Annotated in this window: 15 protein-coding genes and 2 tRNA genes; 9 read left to right on the top strand and 8 right to left on the bottom strand. The window is 66.2% G+C overall.

The features are described from left to right. The first annotated feature begins 17 nt into the window (after nucleotides 1-17). The gene (locus tag AC5Y4C_RS14955) at nucleotides 18-491 is read left to right on the top strand and encodes a ribose-5-phosphate isomerase (RefSeq protein WP_499908762.1); all 474 of its coding nucleotides are present in this window, start codon (nucleotides 18-20) and stop codon (nucleotides 489-491) included. Next, nucleotides 491-1285: an Fpg/Nei family DNA glycosylase gene (locus tag AC5Y4C_RS14950; RefSeq protein WP_499948641.1), complete on the top strand. Its 795-nt coding sequence runs from the start codon at nucleotides 491-493 to the stop codon at nucleotides 1283-1285. Before AC5Y4C_RS14955 ends, AC5Y4C_RS14950 begins: the two co-directional genes overlap by 1 nt. On the opposite strand, the gene AC5Y4C_RS14945 is transcribed toward AC5Y4C_RS14950, so the two are convergent. Both AC5Y4C_RS14945 and AC5Y4C_RS14940 read right to left on the bottom strand, forming a co-directional pair. Further along, nucleotides 1282-3477 (bottom strand): hypothetical protein, encoded by a 2196-nt coding sequence (locus tag AC5Y4C_RS14945; RefSeq protein ID WP_499963745.1) that lies wholly within the window; start codon nucleotides 3475-3477, stop codon nucleotides 1282-1284. The two genes, AC5Y4C_RS14950 and AC5Y4C_RS14945, sit on opposite strands and share 4 nt — an antisense overlap. Nucleotide 3478: 1 nt before the next feature. Beyond that, nucleotides 3479-4519, bottom strand: a complete 1041-nt coding sequence (locus AC5Y4C_RS14940) for a LamG-like jellyroll fold domain-containing protein (protein ID WP_499963747.1) — start codon at nucleotides 4517-4519, stop codon at nucleotides 3479-3481. Nucleotides 4520-4650: 131 nt separating this feature from the next. On the opposite strand from AC5Y4C_RS14940, the gene AC5Y4C_RS14935 reads away from it, so the two are divergent. After that, the gene (locus AC5Y4C_RS14935) at nucleotides 4651-5607 is read left to right on the top strand and encodes a cation diffusion facilitator family transporter (protein ID WP_499963749.1); all 957 of its coding nucleotides are present in this window, start codon (nucleotides 4651-4653) and stop codon (nucleotides 5605-5607) included. Nucleotides 5608-5614: 7 nt separating this feature from the next. Here AC5Y4C_RS14935 and AC5Y4C_RS14930 read toward each other — a convergent pair whose 3' ends face one another. Both AC5Y4C_RS14930 and AC5Y4C_RS14925 read right to left on the bottom strand, forming a co-directional pair. Continuing rightward, entirely contained in the window at nucleotides 5615-6412 is a 798-nt protein-coding gene (locus AC5Y4C_RS14930) for a DUF1542 domain-containing protein (RefSeq protein ID WP_499963751.1), read from the bottom strand. 122 nt (nucleotides 6413-6534) lie between these two features. Further along, nucleotides 6535-6605: transfer RNA gene (locus AC5Y4C_RS14925), tRNA-Gly, on the bottom strand. Between the two features lie 78 nt (nucleotides 6606-6683). Here AC5Y4C_RS14925 and AC5Y4C_RS14920 point away from each other — a divergent pair. From AC5Y4C_RS14920 to clpX, 5 genes are all read left to right on the top strand, one after another. Beyond that, a tRNA-Pro gene (locus AC5Y4C_RS14920) sits at nucleotides 6684-6757 on the top strand. 36 nt (nucleotides 6758-6793) lie between these two features. Further along, the gene (gene tig / locus AC5Y4C_RS14915) at nucleotides 6794-8203 is read left to right on the top strand and encodes a trigger factor (protein WP_499963753.1); all 1410 of its coding nucleotides are present in this window, start codon (nucleotides 6794-6796) and stop codon (nucleotides 8201-8203) included. Between the two features lie 41 nt (nucleotides 8204-8244). Continuing rightward, on the top strand, nucleotides 8245-8907 hold the full coding sequence (locus AC5Y4C_RS14910; RefSeq protein WP_499908748.1) for an ATP-dependent Clp protease proteolytic subunit: 663 nt from the start codon (nucleotides 8245-8247) through the stop codon (nucleotides 8905-8907). Between the two features lie 8 nt (nucleotides 8908-8915). Beyond that, nucleotides 8916-9566, top strand: a complete 651-nt coding sequence (clpP2, locus tag AC5Y4C_RS14905) for an ATP-dependent CLP protease proteolytic subunit ClpP2 (protein ID WP_499909308.1) — start codon at nucleotides 8916-8918, stop codon at nucleotides 9564-9566. A gap of 272 nt (nucleotides 9567-9838) precedes the next feature. Then, nucleotides 9839-11119: an ATP-dependent Clp protease ATP-binding subunit ClpX gene (gene clpX, locus AC5Y4C_RS14900; protein WP_499908746.1), complete on the top strand. Its 1281-nt coding sequence runs from the start codon at nucleotides 9839-9841 to the stop codon at nucleotides 11117-11119. A gap of 196 nt (nucleotides 11120-11315) precedes the next feature. Here the strand turns inward: clpX and AC5Y4C_RS14895 are convergent, their stop codons facing one another. The 3 genes from AC5Y4C_RS14895 to AC5Y4C_RS14885 are packed head-to-tail and all read right to left on the bottom strand — an operon-like array spanning nucleotide 11316 to nucleotide 14258. Further along, nucleotides 11316-11777 (bottom strand): pyridoxamine 5'-phosphate oxidase family protein, encoded by a 462-nt coding sequence (locus tag AC5Y4C_RS14895; protein ID WP_499908744.1) that lies wholly within the window; start codon nucleotides 11775-11777, stop codon nucleotides 11316-11318. Continuing rightward, nucleotides 11774-12601 carry a formate dehydrogenase accessory sulfurtransferase FdhD gene (fdhD, locus tag AC5Y4C_RS14890; protein ID WP_499963755.1) on the bottom strand — a complete coding sequence of 276 codons (828 nt, stop codon included), beginning with the start codon at nucleotides 12599-12601 and terminating at the stop codon, nucleotides 11774-11776. Before fdhD ends, AC5Y4C_RS14895 begins: the two co-directional genes overlap by 4 nt. 22 nt (nucleotides 12602-12623) lie before the next feature. Continuing rightward, nucleotides 12624-14258, bottom strand: coding sequence for a fatty acyl-AMP ligase (locus tag AC5Y4C_RS14885; protein WP_499963757.1), 1635 nt, complete (start codon nucleotides 14256-14258; stop codon nucleotides 12624-12626). 249 nt (nucleotides 14259-14507) lie between these two features. Between AC5Y4C_RS14885 and AC5Y4C_RS14880 the strand changes: the two genes are divergently transcribed. Further along, entirely contained in the window at nucleotides 14508-15641 is a 1134-nt protein-coding gene (locus tag AC5Y4C_RS14880; protein ID WP_499948626.1) for a YeiH family protein, read from the top strand. A gap of 4 nt (nucleotides 15642-15645) precedes the next feature. On the opposite strand, the gene AC5Y4C_RS14875 is transcribed toward AC5Y4C_RS14880, so the two are convergent. After that, complete coding sequence (locus AC5Y4C_RS14875) at nucleotides 15646-17952, bottom strand: YncE family protein (RefSeq protein ID WP_499948625.1); 2307 nt, start codon at nucleotides 17950-17952, stop codon at nucleotides 15646-15648. Nucleotides 17953-18102 lie beyond the last annotated feature (150 nt).

The raw sequence follows: 18102 nt of genomic DNA, 5'->3' as shown, positions 1-18102 counted from the left end.
CCGATAGGCTCGGCGCCATGCGCGTCTACCTCGGCTGTGACCATGCCGGATTCGAACTCAAGCAGGCGATCGTCGACCACTTGAAACGTAGCGGCCACGAGCCGATCGACTGCGGCGCCTACTCGTACGACGCCGACGACGACTACCCGGCGTTTTGCATCGCGGCGGCCGAACGCACCGTCAACGACCCGGGCAGCCTCGGCATCGTGATCGGCGGCTCAGGCAACGGCGAGCAGATCGCCGCCAACAAGGTGCCTGGTGTGCGCTGCGCACTGGCCTGGAGCACCGAGACGGCGTCGCTGGCCCGCGAGCACAACGACGCCCAGCTGATCGGGATCGGCGCGCGCATGCACACCGTCGAGCAGGCGCTGGCAATCGTCGACGCGTTCTTGTCCACCCCGTGGTCGAAAGCCGAACGGCACCAACGCCGTATCGACATTCTGGCCGAGTACGAGCGCACGCACGAGGCGCCGCCCGTGCCGGGGGCCTAGTGCCCGAAGGCCACACGCTGCACCGGCTGGCCCGGTTGCACCAACGCAAATTCGGCGGGCGCCCCGTCGCGGTATCCAGCCCGCAGGGCCGATTCGCCGACGGCGCAGCGATTGTCGACGGCCGCGTGCTCAAGCGGGCCACCGCCTACGGCAAGCACCTGTTCCACCACTACGCCGGGGGGCCGATCGTGCATGTGCACCTCGGTCTCTACGGGTCGTTTTCCGAGTCGGAGGTGCCGATGCCGCTGCCGGTGGGTGAAGTGCGGATGCGCATGGTGGGCGTCGACTTCGGCACCGATCTTCGCGGGCCGACGGCATGTGAGGTGATCGACGAGGCACAGATGGACGCGGTGATCGCCCGGCTCGGTCCCGACCCGTTGCAACGCGACGCCGACCCCGCCCGCGCGTGGAGCCGAATCACCAAGTCGCAGCGGCCAATTGGTGCCCTGCTGATGGATCAAGCGGTGATCGCCGGCGTGGGTAACGTGTACCGCAACGAGCTGCTGTATCGGCACGGCATCGATCCTTACCGTCCGGGCCGGACCATCGACGCGAGTGAGTTCGAGTCGATGTGGGTCGACCTGGTGGAGCTGATGAAAGTCGGATACCGGCGCGGCAAGATCCACGTCGTGCGTCCGGAACATGACCATGGTGCACCGTCGTATCGGCCGGGCCGGCCGCGGACGTACGTGTATCGCCGCGCCGGTGAGGCGTGCAGGGTATGCGGCGGAAAGGTACACACGGCCGTGGTCGAGGGCCGCAACGTGTTCTGGTGCCCGGCCTGTCAGAGCTAGCCGTCAGCGGTGTGCAGCTCCGGGAAGATGTCGCGGTTGGCACCATCGGCCAGCGCCAACAGCATCAGCCGAACGTAATCGGGGAAGCGTGGCCCCGCGCGGCGGCCAAGACTGTCGTTGGTGACGCGCTGGCCCCACCGGCCGTGAAAACCGCCCTCCTCGTCGTCGCTGGGCCACCAGGTCTGGATGGAGCGGTCGACGATGTAGTCGTAGGTGCGGCCGGGCTGGGACAGGACGGTCGCTGCTTGCGCCGAGTTCCAGTCGACTACGTCGGTGATGCCGGGTATCGGCAGGTCTTTCGGGCGGATCGTCCGTCCCGACGTCGGCTCGTCGGGGCCGTTGTCCGGTGTCGGGGTGTCCGCAGAGGGGCGTGGGATATCCGGACCGGCGAACGAGCCGCTGGCGGCGTCGATGAATTCATAGATCCCTGAGGCGAACCCGGCCCAGCCGGCCGCTGCCGAACCGGGGATTCCGCCCACCGCCGCACCGGCCTTCGCGCCGGCCACAATCTTGGCGAGCCATGCGGCCAGTCCCTCGAGGACCCGACCGGGACTGCCGTCGTCTCCAGACGGGTCCGGTCCCGGCGGCGGCGGTGGTGGCACCAGGCCCGGTCCGTCGAATGCGCCGCAGCCCTGAGGTTCTTCCGATGCCGGATACGGGTCGACGTCGTGGTTGCCCGGCTGCAGGTTGAGGCTATGCGTACCCAGTGCAACATAGAATCTCGGGTGGCCCCGAACGGTATCCGGGGTGTCTGATCCGCTCCATGTGCGCACCGTCATGGCGGTCCGGTTTTCGTCGTCGAACTGATGAGCGGGGTAGCCGCTGTCACCTGGCGCCGGCCGAGACCCGGTGAGCCCCAGGTATTTTGGCGTGTAGCCTTCCAGGTCGCCGGTGCCGTCGCCCTCGAGCATGACGGCGATGCACTGCCAGTCCCCGGCGTGGCTGGACACCTCGGCGCCGGACATCTCGCTGCATGCGACCGACTGCTCGTGGGCGGGGAAGAAGAAGTAATAGCACAACAGCTTCGGATTGTGCAGCTTGTTCACGATCGGTTTCAGATTCGGCGCGGCGCTGCGCGAGGCCAGCCTGGTCAGTCGATTCTGGTCGAAAACCTCAGCGTGGTACCAAAAGCGAGAGTCCTCGAGCGCGCCGTCGTAGGCGGTCTTGATGGCGTCGCGATCGGAGTAGACGTTGACACTGGTGCTCGTCACGCCGCTCTCGTGCGACCCCGCCACGTCTTTCCAGCCGCCGAGTTCCAGGAAGTGCTCCTGGTTCTCGCCGGCGAGCGCGTTGCCCAGGAAGGTGCCGCTCGCTTCCGGCACGGCGGTGAGCTGACCCGCAACGACTTTGGGTTCGCGTGGGAACGCAGCACTCGCGGCACCACCCCAACGCGACTTGTCGTCGGCCGGAGATCCGGCTGACCACAGAGCGGCACTTTCCACGAAGCGCTTGACGTTGACCGGCACGTACTTCTCCCTGGGATGCAGCACCAGGATCGGCTCGAAGCGGCGGATCAGCGGCTCGTCGGGATGCGTCGCGCCGGGATCAGCAGTGCGAACCTTGATTTCGAGCGCGATGGCGGCCACGTCGGCCGGGGTGGGCCATGTCCAGCTGACACTCGGCGGTACGTCGTCGGCGGCGGCCGATTGCAGGACTGCCGATTTGGCGAGCACCCCCTGTGTCACAGGTAGCTGGTGGACTTGAGTCAAAGTGCCTGCGACGGCGACAGTTTGGCTCGACGACAACGCGATCGCGGCGGCGCAGAGTTGGTGGTCGGCCGGTGTCGGGGGAGGCAACGCGACGGTAGCGGCAGTGGTGGCTTGATCGCTCGCGGCAATTGCCTGCACGACAGGATCCGCGAGAGCGGCGTTGACAAAGGCGAAGGCCGACCAGGCGCAGTAATCTTGCTTCTCGCCGCCGAAATCGATTGTGAATTGCGATGTTTCGGCCCCTACCGGGACGAGCTGGTAGCACGTCAGCCGACGGTCGTCGGTATTGGCGGTCTGGATCTCTTTGAGTGTCACGCCAGCGAATGTTACGGTCGGCTTGGCCGGAACGGCCGGCAGGAGGGCCGCCCGGGCGCTGGTGACGAAGACGAACACCACGGTGTCGGCGTCGACATGGGCGGTGTCGGTAAGGAAGATCGCGGCGTCCCCGGTGCCGCTGCCCGAGGTGATACTGATGCTCGGCATGTCAGTAGCCCTGTGCGATTCCGACGATCATGTTGCCAAATGCCGGGTCACAAGCGAGCGGCGAAAACGTACGGTCGATCACCTTCTTCAAGCACTTGCTTGCGAGCAGCGCTTGAACTTCCGGCAGGTCCATCGGCTCGACTCCCTGCTCGCGCAGCCAACCCAACATGGCCGTGGCTATCGGCGGAATCTTGTGGAGCTTGTTGGTCGACCATGCCGTCGCGTAATCACGAGCGCCTGACTCCCAACGGTCGAAGGCCTCGTCCGTGTGCACCACACCGCGAAGCGCATTCGTCGCTGCCTCTATCAGGCGACGCAATTCCAGAGCACACTCCCGATCGTCTTTGAGTGCCAGCACAAGTTGCCTGCCCCAGTCCGCCCAGCAGTGGCTCACCGTTCCAAACACCGGTCGGCGTCGCACGTTCTCGTCGATTGCCCGTGGGTTCAGCCGCCAGATCTTGACGTCGTCGATCACCGTGCGGACGCCATCGGATCCGTTGAGCCGGTTGCCAATAGCGATCCGCTGGCCGGCGATCAGTGGGGTATATCCGCCCCGGTCCGGAAAACTGAGGACCAGCTGGCCATCGATCGAGACGTCGAGGAACTGCCAGCCGTCGTAGAACAAGCTGACAGTGACCCAGCCGCCGACGTCGACGCTGACCGGCTCATCCCCACCGAAACCGACGCTGCGGTTTTGGGTTTGGACAAACCCGTCGAATTTTCGCGGAGCCCTTACCGCCAGATTGAACGACTCGCTTTCGATCAGCGTGCCGGGCTGATCGAGAACATCTCGGGAGCAGACGATGTCGACCGCCACACCACCGACCACTCTCCACTGGAACGGCAGGTGGACGGCGATCGCGCTGTCCGCGCCGCGCATGCGAACCGCGCCCGAACGCGGCGCACTGCCGTCGACAAGGAAATCCGTGTCGGCGATGCGGTGTGCTGTGCCATGGCCAGCCCGCGCGGGAGACTGGTCGAATATCACACCGGGCACGCCCTTATAGCTGTGGTCGAGCACCAATTCCCAGGGATAGTCCATTGGTCCCCTCAGGGCCGCGCGGAAGGTAGGCAGACGGTATCGCACATCAGTACCGCTTTTCGGCGAAACGCGGCAGCGACGACCATGGCGCACGCTGATTGGAAGGACAGGCAATTGGGAATTCGGCGCCGGTGACGAACGATCAGATCGCCCCTGCGGCGGACTCCAACGAGAGCACCCGCACCGTGATCATCGCACTTGTGGCCAACGGCTTGATCGCGGCTGCCAAGACGATCGCCACCGGGCTTTCCGGTTCGGCATCGATGATGGCCGAGGCGGCGCACTCCTGGGCTGACACCGGAAACCAGGTGTTTCTGTTGGTCGCCGACCGCCGCAGCAGGCGGCCTCCCGACGCCCGTCATCCGCTGGGCTTCGGCCGTGAAGCCTATGTCTGGTCGCTGCTAGCGGCTGTGGGCCTGTTCGTGGTGGGGGCTTCGGTGTCGATCTGGCACGGGATCACCGAACTTCTCCGCGGCGAATCCGAGCGGGGTGACTACCTTCCTGCCTACGTCGTGTTGGCCATTGCGCTTGTGCTGGAGGGCATTTCGTTCCTTCAGGCCGTGCGGCAACTGCGGGGTGAGGCGCGGCTGTACCACCGCGACCTCCTGCAGCATGCGCTTGCCACGTCCGATCCGACGACGCGGGCGGTGTTCGCCGAGGACAGCGCTGCGGTGATCGGGATCGTGATCGCCTTCGCCGGCATCGGACTGCACCAGTTGACCGGCAACGCAATGTGGGACGCGATCGGTTCGATCCTCGTCGGTGTGCTGCTGGGTGTGATCGCCGTGGTGCTGATCGACCGCAACCGCCGATTCATCACCGGCGAGCCGGCCTCTGATCAACTGCGCGACGCCGTCGTGGCGCGCATCAAGGACCTGCCCCAGGTCGTCGATGTCCGGTTCATCCGTCTGGTGTTCGTCGGACCGAAGCGCCTGTTTGTCGTCGCCAGTGTGGATCTCGTCGGCAACGACGTGGAATCGAGCGTCGCCCATACTCTTCGACGCCTGGAGCGGGAACTGGAATCCGACCCGCACATCGCCGACGCGGTGCTGACAATCGCCGACCCGGAAACCGGCGACGTGAAGTGAAACCGGCTCAGAAGTCGCCGAAGCCGCCGCCGAAGTCTCCGCCCCCGAAATCGCCGCCGCCGAAGTCGCCCCAGCCGCTGCTGTCACCGACCCCGCTGTCCCAGCCGCTGTTGTCCCAGTTGCCGGCGTCCTGGGCCTCAGCGGCGTCGAAGCCGGCGTCGTATCCGCTGTCGTACGCGTTGTCGTAGCCGACGCCGTGCATCCCGGAGAACAGCGCATCGAACACCAGCATCGAGCCGACACCCCACGCGCCGGCCACCAGCGCCGTCTTCCACCACGGCTCGGAGTACCAGCCTGCCGGCACTGGACGGCCGGCGACGGTGCCGCCGGGGTAGTAGTTCGGCGTGCGCGGAGACGGCGTGGGCGATGCTTCGATCTCGCGGCCTTCCACCTGCACCCGACGGTCTTCGGTGACCGCGCCGGCGGCGCGCTGCCCGTTCAGTGACTCGAGCTCGGGGCCCGGGTCCATGCCCATCGCCTGCCGCGCGGCGCGCACATAGTAGAGCCCTTCGAGCGCGCTCTCCTTTGCCAGTTGGGCCTGCTTCACAGTGGTGGCCTGCTCGATCTGCGACGAGGCTGCGGTGTAGCGCTCCGACGCGTCAGCCAGCGCCTGCTTGGCTGCATCGTCGGTGGCCGTCAGGTTGAGCACCTGGCCACCGAGCCGCTCGATGAGCCGGCGCGCGTCTGCTTTGGCGTCAGCCAGCGTGGCTTCGGTGCGACGGCGCGACGCTCGCGAGGAGCCGATGACCGCCCAGGCGATCGCCGCGATCACCAAGACGAGGATGACGAGTAGCGCGGCGTTCATGGCGTCCACAGTACCGACGATGCCCCAGCGCAAGGCTGCGCCGAAAGCGACGTTTTGCAGGGCTCTTCTCGCACTTCTTCTGCGAAACGTCGCTCTGGACGATCACCGGGCCCGGCGTTCGGAGCGGGTGACGGGAATCGAACCCGCGTAACTAGCTTGGAAGGCTAGGGCTCTACCACTGAGCTACACCCGCAGTGCAGCAACGATGGCACTGTACGGTGCCTTCGCGCACCACGCCAAGCTAGCCGTAGGATCGCCTGGTTACTGGATTCGGGGTGTAGCGCAGCTTGGTAGCGCATCCGCTTTGGGAGCGGAAGGCCGCAGGTTCAAATCCTGTCACCCCGACTGGAGCTGACTACCCAATCAAGGAGCCATGAGCACGTGAAGAGCACCGTCGAGCAGCTGAGCCCCACCCGGGTCAAGATCAACGTGGAGGTGCCGTTCACCGAGCTGCAGCCCGACTTCGACCGTGCCTACAAGCAGCTCGCGCAGCAAGTTCGGCTACCCGGCTTCCGGCCCGGTAAGGCGCCCGCGAAGTTGCTGGAGGCACGCATCGGCCGGGGCGCGATCCTCGAGCAGGTGGTCAACGACGTGCTGCCCAGCCGCTACAGCGAGGCCGTCACGTCCTCGGACGTGCAGCCGATCGGCCAGCCCGAAATCGAGATCACGAAGATCGAGGACGGCGACGAACTGGTGTTCACGGCAGAGGTGGACGTGCGGCCCAAGATCGAGTTGCCCGATTTGAGCACGCTGACCATCACCGTCGACCCGTTCGAAGTGACCGACGAGGACGTCGACGCCGAGTTGCAGTCGCTGCGGACCCGCTTCGGCACGCTCACCGGTGTCGACCGCCCGGCGCAGAACGGCGACTTCGTCTCCATCGACCTGGCCGCCACCGTCGACGGCGAGGAGGTTCCGGAAGCCGCCACCGAGGGCCTGTCGCATGAGGTCGGCTCCGGGCAGCTGATCGAGGGGCTGGACGAGGCGATCGTCGGATTGACGGCCGGTGAGTCGCGCGTGTTCACCACCACGCTGGCCGCGGGCGAGCACGCGGGCAAGGAAGCGCAGGTGACCGTGACCGTGAAGTCGGTCAAGGAGCGCGAGCTGCCCGAGCCCGACGACGAATTCGCGCAACTGGCAAGCGAATTCGACACGATCGACGAGCTGAAGGCCAGCCTGCGCGAGCAGGTGGCGCGGGTGAAGCGTATTCAGCAGGCGGAGAAGATCCGCGACGCCGCGATCGAGACGCTGCTGGGGCAGGTGGAGGTGCCGCTGCCGGAGAACATCGTCCAAGCTCAGGTCGACGAGGCAGTGCACAATGCGCTGCACGGCCTGGACCACGACGAGGACCGGCTGGCCGAGGCGCTGGCCGAGCAGGGCAGCAGCCGCGAGCAGTTCGAAGCGGAAGCACGCCAGAACGCCGAAAAGGGGATCAAGACCCAACTGCTCATTGACGCGATCGCCGATCAGCTCGGCATCGAGGTCGGCCAGGAGGACCTCACCGAGCGGCTGGTGCTGCAGGCCCGTCAGTACGGCGTCGAGCCGCAGCAGTTGCTTCAGTTCCTCCAGCAGAACAACCAGCTGCCGGCGATGTACGCCGACGTGCGGCGGGGCAAGGCGCTCGCCGCGATAGTGCACGGCGCGACCGTCAAAGACAGCGACGGCAACGTCATCGACACCGACGAGTTCTTCGGTCCGCGCCAGCAGGCAGAATCGGAAGCGGACGAGGCCGGCGCCGGTGAAGCAGAAGACGACGAAGACGACGCGGCCGACGACGACCAGTCACGCTGAGAGCGAACCGGCGCCTTGCCGGGAGTGCGGGGCGCGGCGAGTTGGTTAGTGTCGAGGAAACAAGCAGAGCAGCGAGAAAGCAGGTACCAGCTGTGACGGACATGCGTTCGAGCGCGCCGGGGCTCAACCTGGTGGACTCGGTCTACGAGCGATTGCTGACCGAGCGCATCATTTTCCTCGGCTCGCAGGTCGACGACGACATCGCCAACCGGTTGTGCGCGCAGATTCTGCTGCTCGCCGCCGAGGATCCGACCAAGGACATCCACCTCTACATCAACTCACCGGGCGGCTCGATCAGTGCGGGCATGGCGATCTACGACACCATGGTGCTCGCGCCGTGCGACGTCGCCACCTACGCGATGGGCATGGCCGCCTCGATGGGACAGTTCCTGCTCGCCGCGGGCACCAAGGGCAAGCGTTACGCGCTGCCGCACGCCCGGATCCTGATGCATCAGCCCCTCGGCGGTGTCACCGGCAGCGCCGCGGACATCGCAATCCAGGCCGAGCAGTTCGCGGTGATCAAAAAGGAGATGTTCCGCCTCAACGCGGAGTTCACCGGCCAGCCGATCGAGCGCATCTACGCCGACTCCGACCGCGACCGCTGGTTCACCGCCCAAGAGGCGCTGGAGTACGGCTTCGTCGACCACATCATCACCCGCGCCGAAGTCAACGGGTCAGGACCGGGAGCAGGACTAGACAAATGACATCGCACATGCAGCCGGCCCACGGCGGAGCCGTGAATCAGCCGCAAGCTCGCTACATCCTCCCGTCGTTCATCGAGCACTCGAGCTTCGGCATCAAGGAATCCAACCCGTACAACAAGCTGTTCGAGGAACGCATCATCTTCCTCGGCGTGCAGGTTGACGACGCGTCGGCCAACGACATCATGGCCCAGCTGTTGGTGCTGGAATCGCTGGATCCCGACCGCGACATCACCATGTACATCAATTCGCCAGGCGGTTCCTTCACGTCACTGATGGCGATCTACGACACGATGCAGTACGTGCGCGCCGACATCCAGACGGTGTGCCTGGGCCAGGCCGCGTCGGCGGCCGCAGTGCTGTTGGCCGCCGGCACGCCCGGCAAGCGGATGGCTCTGCCCAATGCTCGGGTGCTGATCCACCAGCCGGCGCTGGCCGGGGTGATCCAGGGTCAGTTCTCCGACTTGGAGATCCAAGCTGCGGAGATCGAGCGGATGCGCAAGCTGATGGAGCACACGCTGGCGCGTCACACCGGCAAAGATCCAGAAGTGATCCGCAAGGACACCGACCGCGACAAGATCCTGACTGCCGAAGATGCGAAGGACTACGGGATCATCGACACGGTGCTGGAATACCGCAAACTGTCGGCGCAGACGGCCTGACTTTCTGCGTCGTGACGTCGCGCGCGGGTTGCGGCCACGACACGCCCAGGACACGGTCTGCGGTACAACGCGCCGTCCGCCCGGACAGGGGATATGTTTCAGTGCAGCGCAGGCCCCCGCCCGCGTAACAAAAACCACTGACGCGATTCGCTCGATGGGTCGCACCCCGGCCGATCAAGCGGGTAGCGTCGGAGCAGACGTCGGATACGACGTCGAAACGACACGGAACATAGAGAACTGACGACGGCGACAGGAAGTAGGACCCGACCACCATGGCGCGCATTGGAGACGGCGGTGACCTGCTGAAGTGCTCGTTCTGTGGCAAGAGCCAAAAACAGGTCAAGAAGCTGATCGCTGGCCCTGGCGTGTACATCTGCGACGAGTGCATCGACCTGTGTAACGAGATCATCGAAGAGGAACTGGCCGACGCCGACGACGTCAAGCTCGACGAGCTACCCAAACCGGCCGAAATCCGCGAGTTCCTCGAGGGCTACGTGATCGGCCAAGACAACGCCAAACGGACGCTGGCCGTCGCCGTGTACAACCACTACAAGCGCATCCAGGCCGGGGAGAAGAGTCGCGACTCCCGCTCCGAGCCCGTCGAACTGGCCAAGTCCAACATTCTGATGCTGGGCCCCACCGGTTGTGGCAAGACGTATCTGGCGCAGACGCTGGCCAAGATGCTCAACGTGCCGTTCGCGATCGCCGACGCCACCGCGCTGACCGAGGCCGGCTACGTGGGCGAGGACGTCGAGAACATTCTGCTCAAGCTCATCCAAGCCGCCGACTACGACGTCAAGCGCGCCGAAACCGGGATCATCTACATCGACGAGGTCGACAAGATCGCGCGCAAGAGCGAGAACCCGTCGATCACGCGCGACGTCTCCGGTGAGGGCGTACAGCAGGCGCTGCTCAAGATTCTGGAAGGTACCCAGGCGTCGGTGCCGCCCCAGGGCGGACGCAAGCATCCGCACCAGGAGTTCATCCAGATCGACACGACCAACGTGTTGTTCATCGTGGCCGGCGCATTCGCGGGGCTGGAGAAGATCGTCTCCGATCGGGTGGGCAAACGCGGGCTCGGGTTCGGCGCCGAGGTCAAATCCAAGGCCGAGATCGACACCCAGGATCACTTCGCCGAAGTCATGCCCGAGGACCTGATCAAGTACGGGCTGATTCCCGAGTTCATCGGCCGGCTCCCGGTGGTGGCCTCGGTGACCAACCTGGACAAGGACTCGCTGGTGCAGATCCTGTCCAAGCCGAAGAACGCGTTGGTGAAGCAGTACACCAAGCTCTTCGAGATGGACGGCGTCGAGCTGGAGTTCACCCAGGACGCGCTCGAGGCCATCGCGGATCAGGCCATCCACCGCGGCACCGGTGCTCGCGGGCTGCGCGCGATCATGGAAGAAGTGCTGCTGCCGGTGATGTACGACATCCCCAGCCGCGACGACGTCGCGAAGGTGGTCGTCACCAAGGAAACCGTGCAGGACAACGTGTTGCCCACGATCGTGCCGCGCAAGCCGTCGCGACAAGAACGTCGCGACAAGACCGCCTGACGACGATCAAGCGGCGAGGGACGAGCCGCGTTGAGGAGTCAGGCAATCAAGTACTCGCCTGACGACGATCAAGCGGCGAGGGACGAGCCGCGTTGAGGAGTCAGGCAATCAAGTACTCGCCTGACCCGTCGCCGAGCGCGAGCCCACTGCGGATTCCGGGCCGAATTTTCGCGGTGACTGCACGCTCGGCGCGTAGCTACCGCGGGTACAGATCCCCGTAGTAGTCCAGCCAGCGCCGGACGATGACTTCTTCGGTGGTCCCGCCGTCGTACACCGGTGAGATCAGCGGCGCCGCTGACGTCACGTCGATCACGACGATCGAGCGGATTCGGTCCAGCGACAGCGCGGAACCGCGCCCGCGCAGTATGCGGATACCCCGCTCGAACATCTCACCGGATGTGTACACCGCGGCTGTTCCCTTGAACCGGAAGCCTTTTCGCAAGATCGGGTCGACGACGTTGACCTCGACGTAGGGATTCGCTTTCAGGTTGGCGACGGTTCCCGGCGACGCCACGTCGGCGAACATCAACCGCTCGTCGTCCCACACCGTGGTGGTGCCTTTGGGTGAGAGGTTGGGCCGTCCATCCGCGGTGACGGTTGCGACGAAGCCCAACCGCTGCTCGAGAACGGTCTGCTGCATCTCCGGCGAAAGCCTCACCGCGGGCTCACCACGCGGTCCGGACGGGTGTAGACATTCATCGAGTCGCCGCGCAGGAACGCGACCAGCGTGACCCCGGACTGGCTGGCCAGATCGACCGCCAGCGACGACGGCGCCGAAACCGCCGCCAGCACCGGCACCCCAGCCATCAGCGCCTTCTGCGTGAGCTCGAACGAGGCGCGGCCGCTGACCAGCAACACCGTCCCGCTCAGCGGTATCCGTCGCTGTTCGGTTGCCCAGCCGATCACCTTGTCCACGGCGTTGTGGCGGCCGATGTCTTCGCGCACCGCCAGCATGGTGCCGTCCACCTCGAACAACGCGGCCCCGTGCAGTCCGCCGGTGCTCGCGAAAACCCGCTGGGCTCTTCGCAATTGGCCGGGCATCGCGGTCAGAGCGTCGGTGGTGACGGTGGCGGGGTCGTCGCCCGGGCCGTGACGACTGATCAGTCGCACCGCCTCCAGGGACGCCTTACCGCACACACCGCACGACGAGGTCGTGTAGAAGTTGCGCGTGACGCTGAAAGTGGGGACCGCGACGCCGTCGGCCAGCGTCACGTCGAGCACGTTGTAGGTGTTGGGTCCGTCGTCGGCGCCGCGGCAGTAGCGCACGGTGAGCACGTCGTCGCGGCGCGTGATCACCCCCTCGGTGAGCAAAAACCCTTGCGCCAGTTCAAAATCCGAGCCAGGCGTACGCATTGTCACGCTCACCGGCTCGCCGTTCACCCGGATCTCCAGCGGCTCTTCGACTGCCAGCGTCTCGGGCCGGTCGACGATATCGCCGCCCTTGAGATGCTGTGCGCGCCGGCGCGCGGTCACCCGGCCCATCGTCTCAAATCTAACGAACAGCTCAGTTCACCAGCGCGAGCGCGTGCGCACGACGCAGCTTGCCCGACGGCGTCTTCGGGATCATGCCGGGCGCGAGCACGACGACGTTGCGGGGACGCACGCCGATTTCGGCTACCACGGCATGAGCCACCGCATGCTTGATGCGGCGGACCTCCGCGGCGTCCTCCCAGGCGTTCGACTCGACGGCCACCGCGAACGTCTCCCGGGAGCGGCCGGCGTCCAGCCGTACCGCCACCGCGCAGCCCGGGCGGACGCCGTCGACGCGGCAGGCCGCACGCTCCACGTCCGTGGGGTAGACGCTGCGGCCCGCCATGATGATGACGTCCTTGACTCGCCCGCAGACGACGATGTGGCCGTTTTCCGTCAGGTAACCGAGATCGCCGGTGTTGTACCAGCCCTGATCGTCCTGGGCCGACACGAAGCCCGCCGTCGTGATGTAGCCGGTAGTCAGCGGCTCGCCGCGCAATTCGATGACGCCGACCGCTCGTGGCGGCAGCAGATTGGCGTCTTCGTCGACGACCCGGGCCTCCAATCCCTTCAGCAGCGGGCCGAGCGTGGCCAAACGGACGGTGCGGCCGCCGCTGGCGGGAACGGCGCGACGCAGCACGGCGAGCAGATCCGCATCGACCTCGTCGACCACCAGGCTGCCGCCACACTCGGAGAACGACACCGCGACCGTCGACTCGGCCATCCCGTACGCGGGCAGGATCGCCTCCGGACGCAGGCCGAACGGTTTGCCCGCCTCGATCAGGTCTTCGACGTCGGCAGGTTCGACAGGCTCGGAGCCCGACAGCGCCCACCGCAGCGAGGACAGGTCGAAGTCGCCGGGCTTGGCCTGTTTGCGCAGCCGCTTGGCCAGCAGCACGTAGGCGAAGTTCGGCGCAGCCGTCATCGTGCCCTTGTACTTGTCGATGAGCCGTGCCCACAACAAGATGTCGCGCAGGAAGTCCATCGGGGTGACCACGACCAGTTCGGCGCCGAAATACATTGGCACTGCGAGGAATCCAGTCATGCCCATGTCGTGGAACAGCGGCAGCCAGCTGACGATCACGTCGTGGTCGAGGTCGTATTCCGCGGCGACGAACATGGCCTCGGCGTTGGAGTAGATGTTGCGGTGGCTGATCTGAACGGCCTTCGGATGGCCCGTCGACCCGGACGTCAGTTGCATCAGCGCGATGTCGTCTTCGTCGGTGTCGACGGGGTCGATCGGATCGGCAGCGAGTAGCTCCTCGATGGTCAGCACGGTGACGCCGTGAGCCGTCAGCACCGGTGCCGCGGCCAAAAACGGCTCGGAGATCACTACGACCTTGGCGGCGATCATGTCGATGACCCGGGTGGTGTCCTGTGCCCACAGTGCGAGATCGGTGCGCGGCGTCGGCTGGTGCAGCATCGTCAAGCTGGCACCGCGCATCCATACGCCCTGGGCAGTCGGCGCGATCTCGACCGGAGCGCCGGCGAGTACACCCACGGCGTCGCCACGGCTCACCCCGGCGGCGGCGAGGCCGCCGGCTATTCGGCGGGCGCGTTCGTGCACCTGCCACCAGCTTTGCCGAAGCGGTGCGTGCGGTTCCCCGGTGACCAGCCCGTGCGAGCTGAGGCGGGCATTCCGGTACATCGTCGTGGTGAATCGACTCATCGGAGCGGCCTTCCTTCGCCTGAAACGAGCATCGGCGCTCAGCATGCCCTCCGGCGGGTTGTTTCGCGGGCAAACGCGCCGATGCTGCGCTCAGGCGGATCGAATCTCTAGGCAACCAGCGCTGACCGGGGTCAGCATGTCGGCCATGAGTGAGCATAGGGTGAAGAAACTCGGCGTCGACTGGTGCGCGACGATCGTGGCCGGCGTGATCGTGATCCTGGCGGTCGCCGACGTGCTGCCGAAGATCCCGTGGTGAGCGAGATGAGCGCCGTCCACACCGAACCCGACACCGAGACACCGGAGCCGACCTTCCCGGCTCGCAATGTGCTCGACTACGTGCCCGGGGTGCTGCTGCTGATCGCGATCGGCCTGCTGGGCAAATACGCCCAGGTGGGGTGGAACGCGCTCGCGCGCCACCAGCACTGGACCGTGCCTGACATCGAATACGTGTTGTGGGCCATCGTCTTTGGGCTGTTGATCACCAACACTGTCGGCCTGCACCGCATCTTCCGGCCGGGTGTGGCGACCTACGAGTTCTGGCTCAAGATCGGCATCGTCGCGCTGGGCGCGCGTTTCGTCCTCGGCGACGTCGTCAAACTCGGCGGTCTGAGCTTGATCCAGATCCTGGTCGACATGACGGTCGCCGGCGGCATCATCCTGGCCGCGGCCCGGCTATTCGGACTGTCTGGCAAGCTCGGTTCGCTGCTTGCCGTCGGCACTTCGATCTGCGGGGTGTCGGCGATCATCGCGTCCAAAGGCGCCATCCGGGCCCGCAACACCGAGGCCGGATATGCGATCGCAGCGATCCTGGCCCTGGGCGCCGTCGGACTGTTCACGCTGCCGCCGCTGGGGCATGCGCTCGGACTGACCGACCAGGAGTTCGGGCTGTGGGCGGGCTTAGCGGTCGACAACACCGCCGAAACCACCGCCACCGGATACCTGTTCTCCGACGAGGCCGGCAAGATCGCGGTGCTGGTGAAATCCACCCGCAACGCGCTGATCGGGTTTGTGGTCTTGGGATTCGCCCTCTACTGGGCGTCGCGCGGTGAGGCCGACGAACTCGCTCCGGGCGTCAAGGCCAAGGCGCTGTTCGTCTGGAAGAAGTTCCCGAAGTTCGTGCTCGGCTTCCTGGCGGTGTCGGCGATCGCCACCGCGGGCTGGTTGACCAAAGGGCAGACCACCAACCTGGCCAACGTGTCCAAGTGGGCCTTCCTGCTGACGTTCGCCGGTGTCGGGCTCAACACGAACTTGCGGGAGCTGGCCCGCACCGGCTGGCGGCCACTGGTGGTGGCGGTGATCGGGCTGGTGGTGGTCGCGTCGGTGTCGCTGGGACTGGTGCTGCTGACGTCGCGGGTGTTCGGCTGGGGCGTGCACCTGGGCTGAGCGCCTAGAGCGACAGCAGTGACATGCCGTCGCGGTCATGCACGAACGCACGCCTGCCGTCAGCGCTCACGTCGACGTCGAATGGTCTGCGGCCCACCGCGATTGTGGTGGCGACCGCGGTTCTGCCCGTATCGATCACCGACAGGGAGTTGTCCCGGCTGTTGACGACGAACGCCCGGGTCCCGTCGGCGTCGACCGCAACACGGCACGGGCGCGCACCGACGGACAACGTTCGGGCGACGGCATCGGTTGCCGAGCCGATGACCGCCAGCGAATCGTCGAGATAGTTGGCGACGTACGCGCGACGGCCATCGGGGCTGGCCGCCACGTCCCACGGATACTGGCCCACCGCAACGTCTTTGACAGAACTGGTTACAGTGTCGATGACCGCCACCGCATTTGCGTCGGACTTCACGATGTAGGCGCGCGAACCCGCGGGGGTGAACACCGGGTCGGGCAGATGGCCGCCGAGCCGCAGGCGGGCGATCACCTGGTGGTAGCCGGCGCTTGTCGGGTCGGTGTCGACAACACAGGCCGATCCGTCGTCGTGCAGGCTCACATACAGGCGTAACCCGTTGGGCGCCATGGTGATTCGATACGGTTGAGACGGCAGCGGGATGGCCGCGACTCGGCCGGTGGCGATATGCAGAGCCCATACCGCACGGTCGAACTGGTTGATCGCATACACCCATCGCTGGTTTGGAGCGACCTGAAGTGCCGTGGGCGGACAGCCGAGCTCGATGTGGCCGATCACTGAGTCGCGGGTGGGGCTTTGGGCGTCGGTGTCGATCACCGACAGGCGGCCGTCCACTTCGTCGACCGCGTAGGCGCGACTGCCGTCAGTGCTGAGCACCACGCCGGTGGACCAGCACCGGCCGACCTCGAGTGTGGCGACGACCGTGTGGCACCTGTCGCTGTCGCGGACGGTGTCGACGACCGACAGCGTGCCGTCCTGGTGGTTGGTGACGTACGCGCGGCTGCGGTCGCGGCTCAGCACCAGCGCCGACGGGTAGCGGCCCACCGGCACCACCGCGGTGGTGCCGCAGGCCCCCACCACCTCGACGAGGTCGTCGTCACTGCGAACCACGAAGGCGCGCCCCGCATTCGGGTCGGTGGTGACGCCGCACCTGCCGCGGTCGAACTCGATCACGCGAACCTTGCCGTCGCGCCGCGACGGCGCCGTTCGCTCGACCCGCGTACTGCCGGGACCGCCGGATTCGGCGACGTCGATCAATGACACGGTGTGGCAACGGATGTCGGTGACGTACGCGTAGTCACCGGACGGGTCGGGCGCGACACCGTAGGGCGCGCCCGCACTCACGACGTTCGTCGCGCCGGTCGCGATGTCGACGATCGTCACCGTGCCGGTGAGCCGGGAAGCGTCGAGCGCGGTCACGTAGGCGAATCGCCCGCAGGCGTCCACCGCCACCCCGATCGGGTGCGCCTCGACGGGAATGGTTTCTGTCACCGCCGGCCTTCTGAGGTCGATCACCGACACCGAACCGCCGCCGGCGTTGGTGACGAAAGCCTGGCTGCCGTCAGGAGTGACGGCGACCTGCGCGGGATGCTTGCCCACCGGAATGGTCCCGACCACGATCCCCACGTCCGCATCCACGACCAGTAACCGGTCACGGGCGTTGTCGACCACATACAGCTCGCGGCTGTCCGGGCTGACGGCCACGCCGGTCGGTGCGCCGCCCAGGCGAATCGTCGAGCTGGCGGCATCGATGACCGTCAGCGTGCCGTCACCCTGGTTCGTCACGAACACCCGCTCGGAGTCGGGGGACACCGCGACGCCGTAGGGGTTCGAGCCCACCGCGATCGTCGCCGTCACCGCCTGGATCTGCGTGTCGATGACCGACACGGAATCGCTTGCCGCGTTCGCCACGTAAGCATTCCGGCCGTCGGCGCTCAGCGCGATCCCGTAGGGTGCGCGCCCGACGGCGATCGTCAGGGCCGCCATTCCACTTTCGGCGTCGATCACCGACACGGAGTCGTCACCGGTGTTGACGACGTATACGCGGTTACCGTCCGGACTGACCGCAACTCCGGTGGGGAACGCACCCACCGAAGCGCTGCCCAGCGCCTGCTTCGGCGCCGTCTCGAGCGGCGGCGCCGGGGTGTTCAACGGGATGTCGTAGGCCGCGTCGGGTGCGTCGACGAGTGCTGGGACGCGGGCGCGGGGTCGCCGCAGCGCCGCTCGGACGGAGCTGAACAGTGTCCCGGGGATACCCGGCGACGCGGCGGAGGCTGTTGCCATCGGAACCAGGCCAGCGATGCTGACCCGCCACATCGGGAGGTTCCGGTTCATCACCGATGAGCATAGGTTTGGCGGCGCTGCCGGGAAGGCGTTATCGCAGACCCGGCTCTGGTGCTTGCGCAAGTAAGCACATCTCTTAGAAACCGTTCAAACACGACGTGACGAAAACCACACTTTCTCGTGGCTGCGCGAGTGTCGCAC

It is taken from the genome of Mycobacterium sp. NGS35 (assembly GCF_059812855.1).
Note: the sequence above shows the minus strand (reverse complement) of the source record. Positions and strands in the feature narration are given on the sequence as shown.

What these genes read in the sequence shown, in the direction of transcription:
- AC5Y4C_RS14885 (WP_499963757.1), bottom strand. Translation starts at nt 14,258, where the DNA reads ATGAGTCGATTCACCACGACGATGTACCGGAATGCCCGCCTCAGCTCG.
- fdhD (WP_499963755.1), bottom strand. Translation starts at nt 12,601, where the DNA reads ATGGGCCGGGTGACCGCGCGCCGGCGCGCACAGCATCTCAAGGGCGGC.
- clpP2 (WP_499909308.1), top strand. Translation starts at nt 8,916, where the DNA reads ATGCAGCCGGCCCACGGCGGAGCCGTGAATCAGCCGCAAGCTCGCTAC.
- AC5Y4C_RS14945 (WP_499963745.1), bottom strand. Translation starts at nt 3,477, where the DNA reads ATGCCGAGCATCAGTATCACCTCGGGCAGCGGCACCGGGGACGCCGCG.
- AC5Y4C_RS14875 (WP_499948625.1), bottom strand. Translation starts at nt 17,952, where the DNA reads ATGAACCGGAACCTCCCGATGTGGCGGGTCAGCATCGCTGGCCTGGTT.
- AC5Y4C_RS14955 (WP_499908762.1), top strand. Translation starts at nt 18, where the DNA reads ATGCGCGTCTACCTCGGCTGTGACCATGCCGGATTCGAACTCAAGCAG.
- clpX (WP_499908746.1), top strand. Translation starts at nt 9,839, where the DNA reads ATGGCGCGCATTGGAGACGGCGGTGACCTGCTGAAGTGCTCGTTCTGT.
- AC5Y4C_RS14940 (WP_499963747.1), bottom strand. Translation starts at nt 4,519, where the DNA reads ATGGACTATCCCTGGGAATTGGTGCTCGACCACAGCTATAAGGGCGTG.
- AC5Y4C_RS14930 (WP_499963751.1), bottom strand. Translation starts at nt 6,412, where the DNA reads ATGAACGCCGCGCTACTCGTCATCCTCGTCTTGGTGATCGCGGCGATC.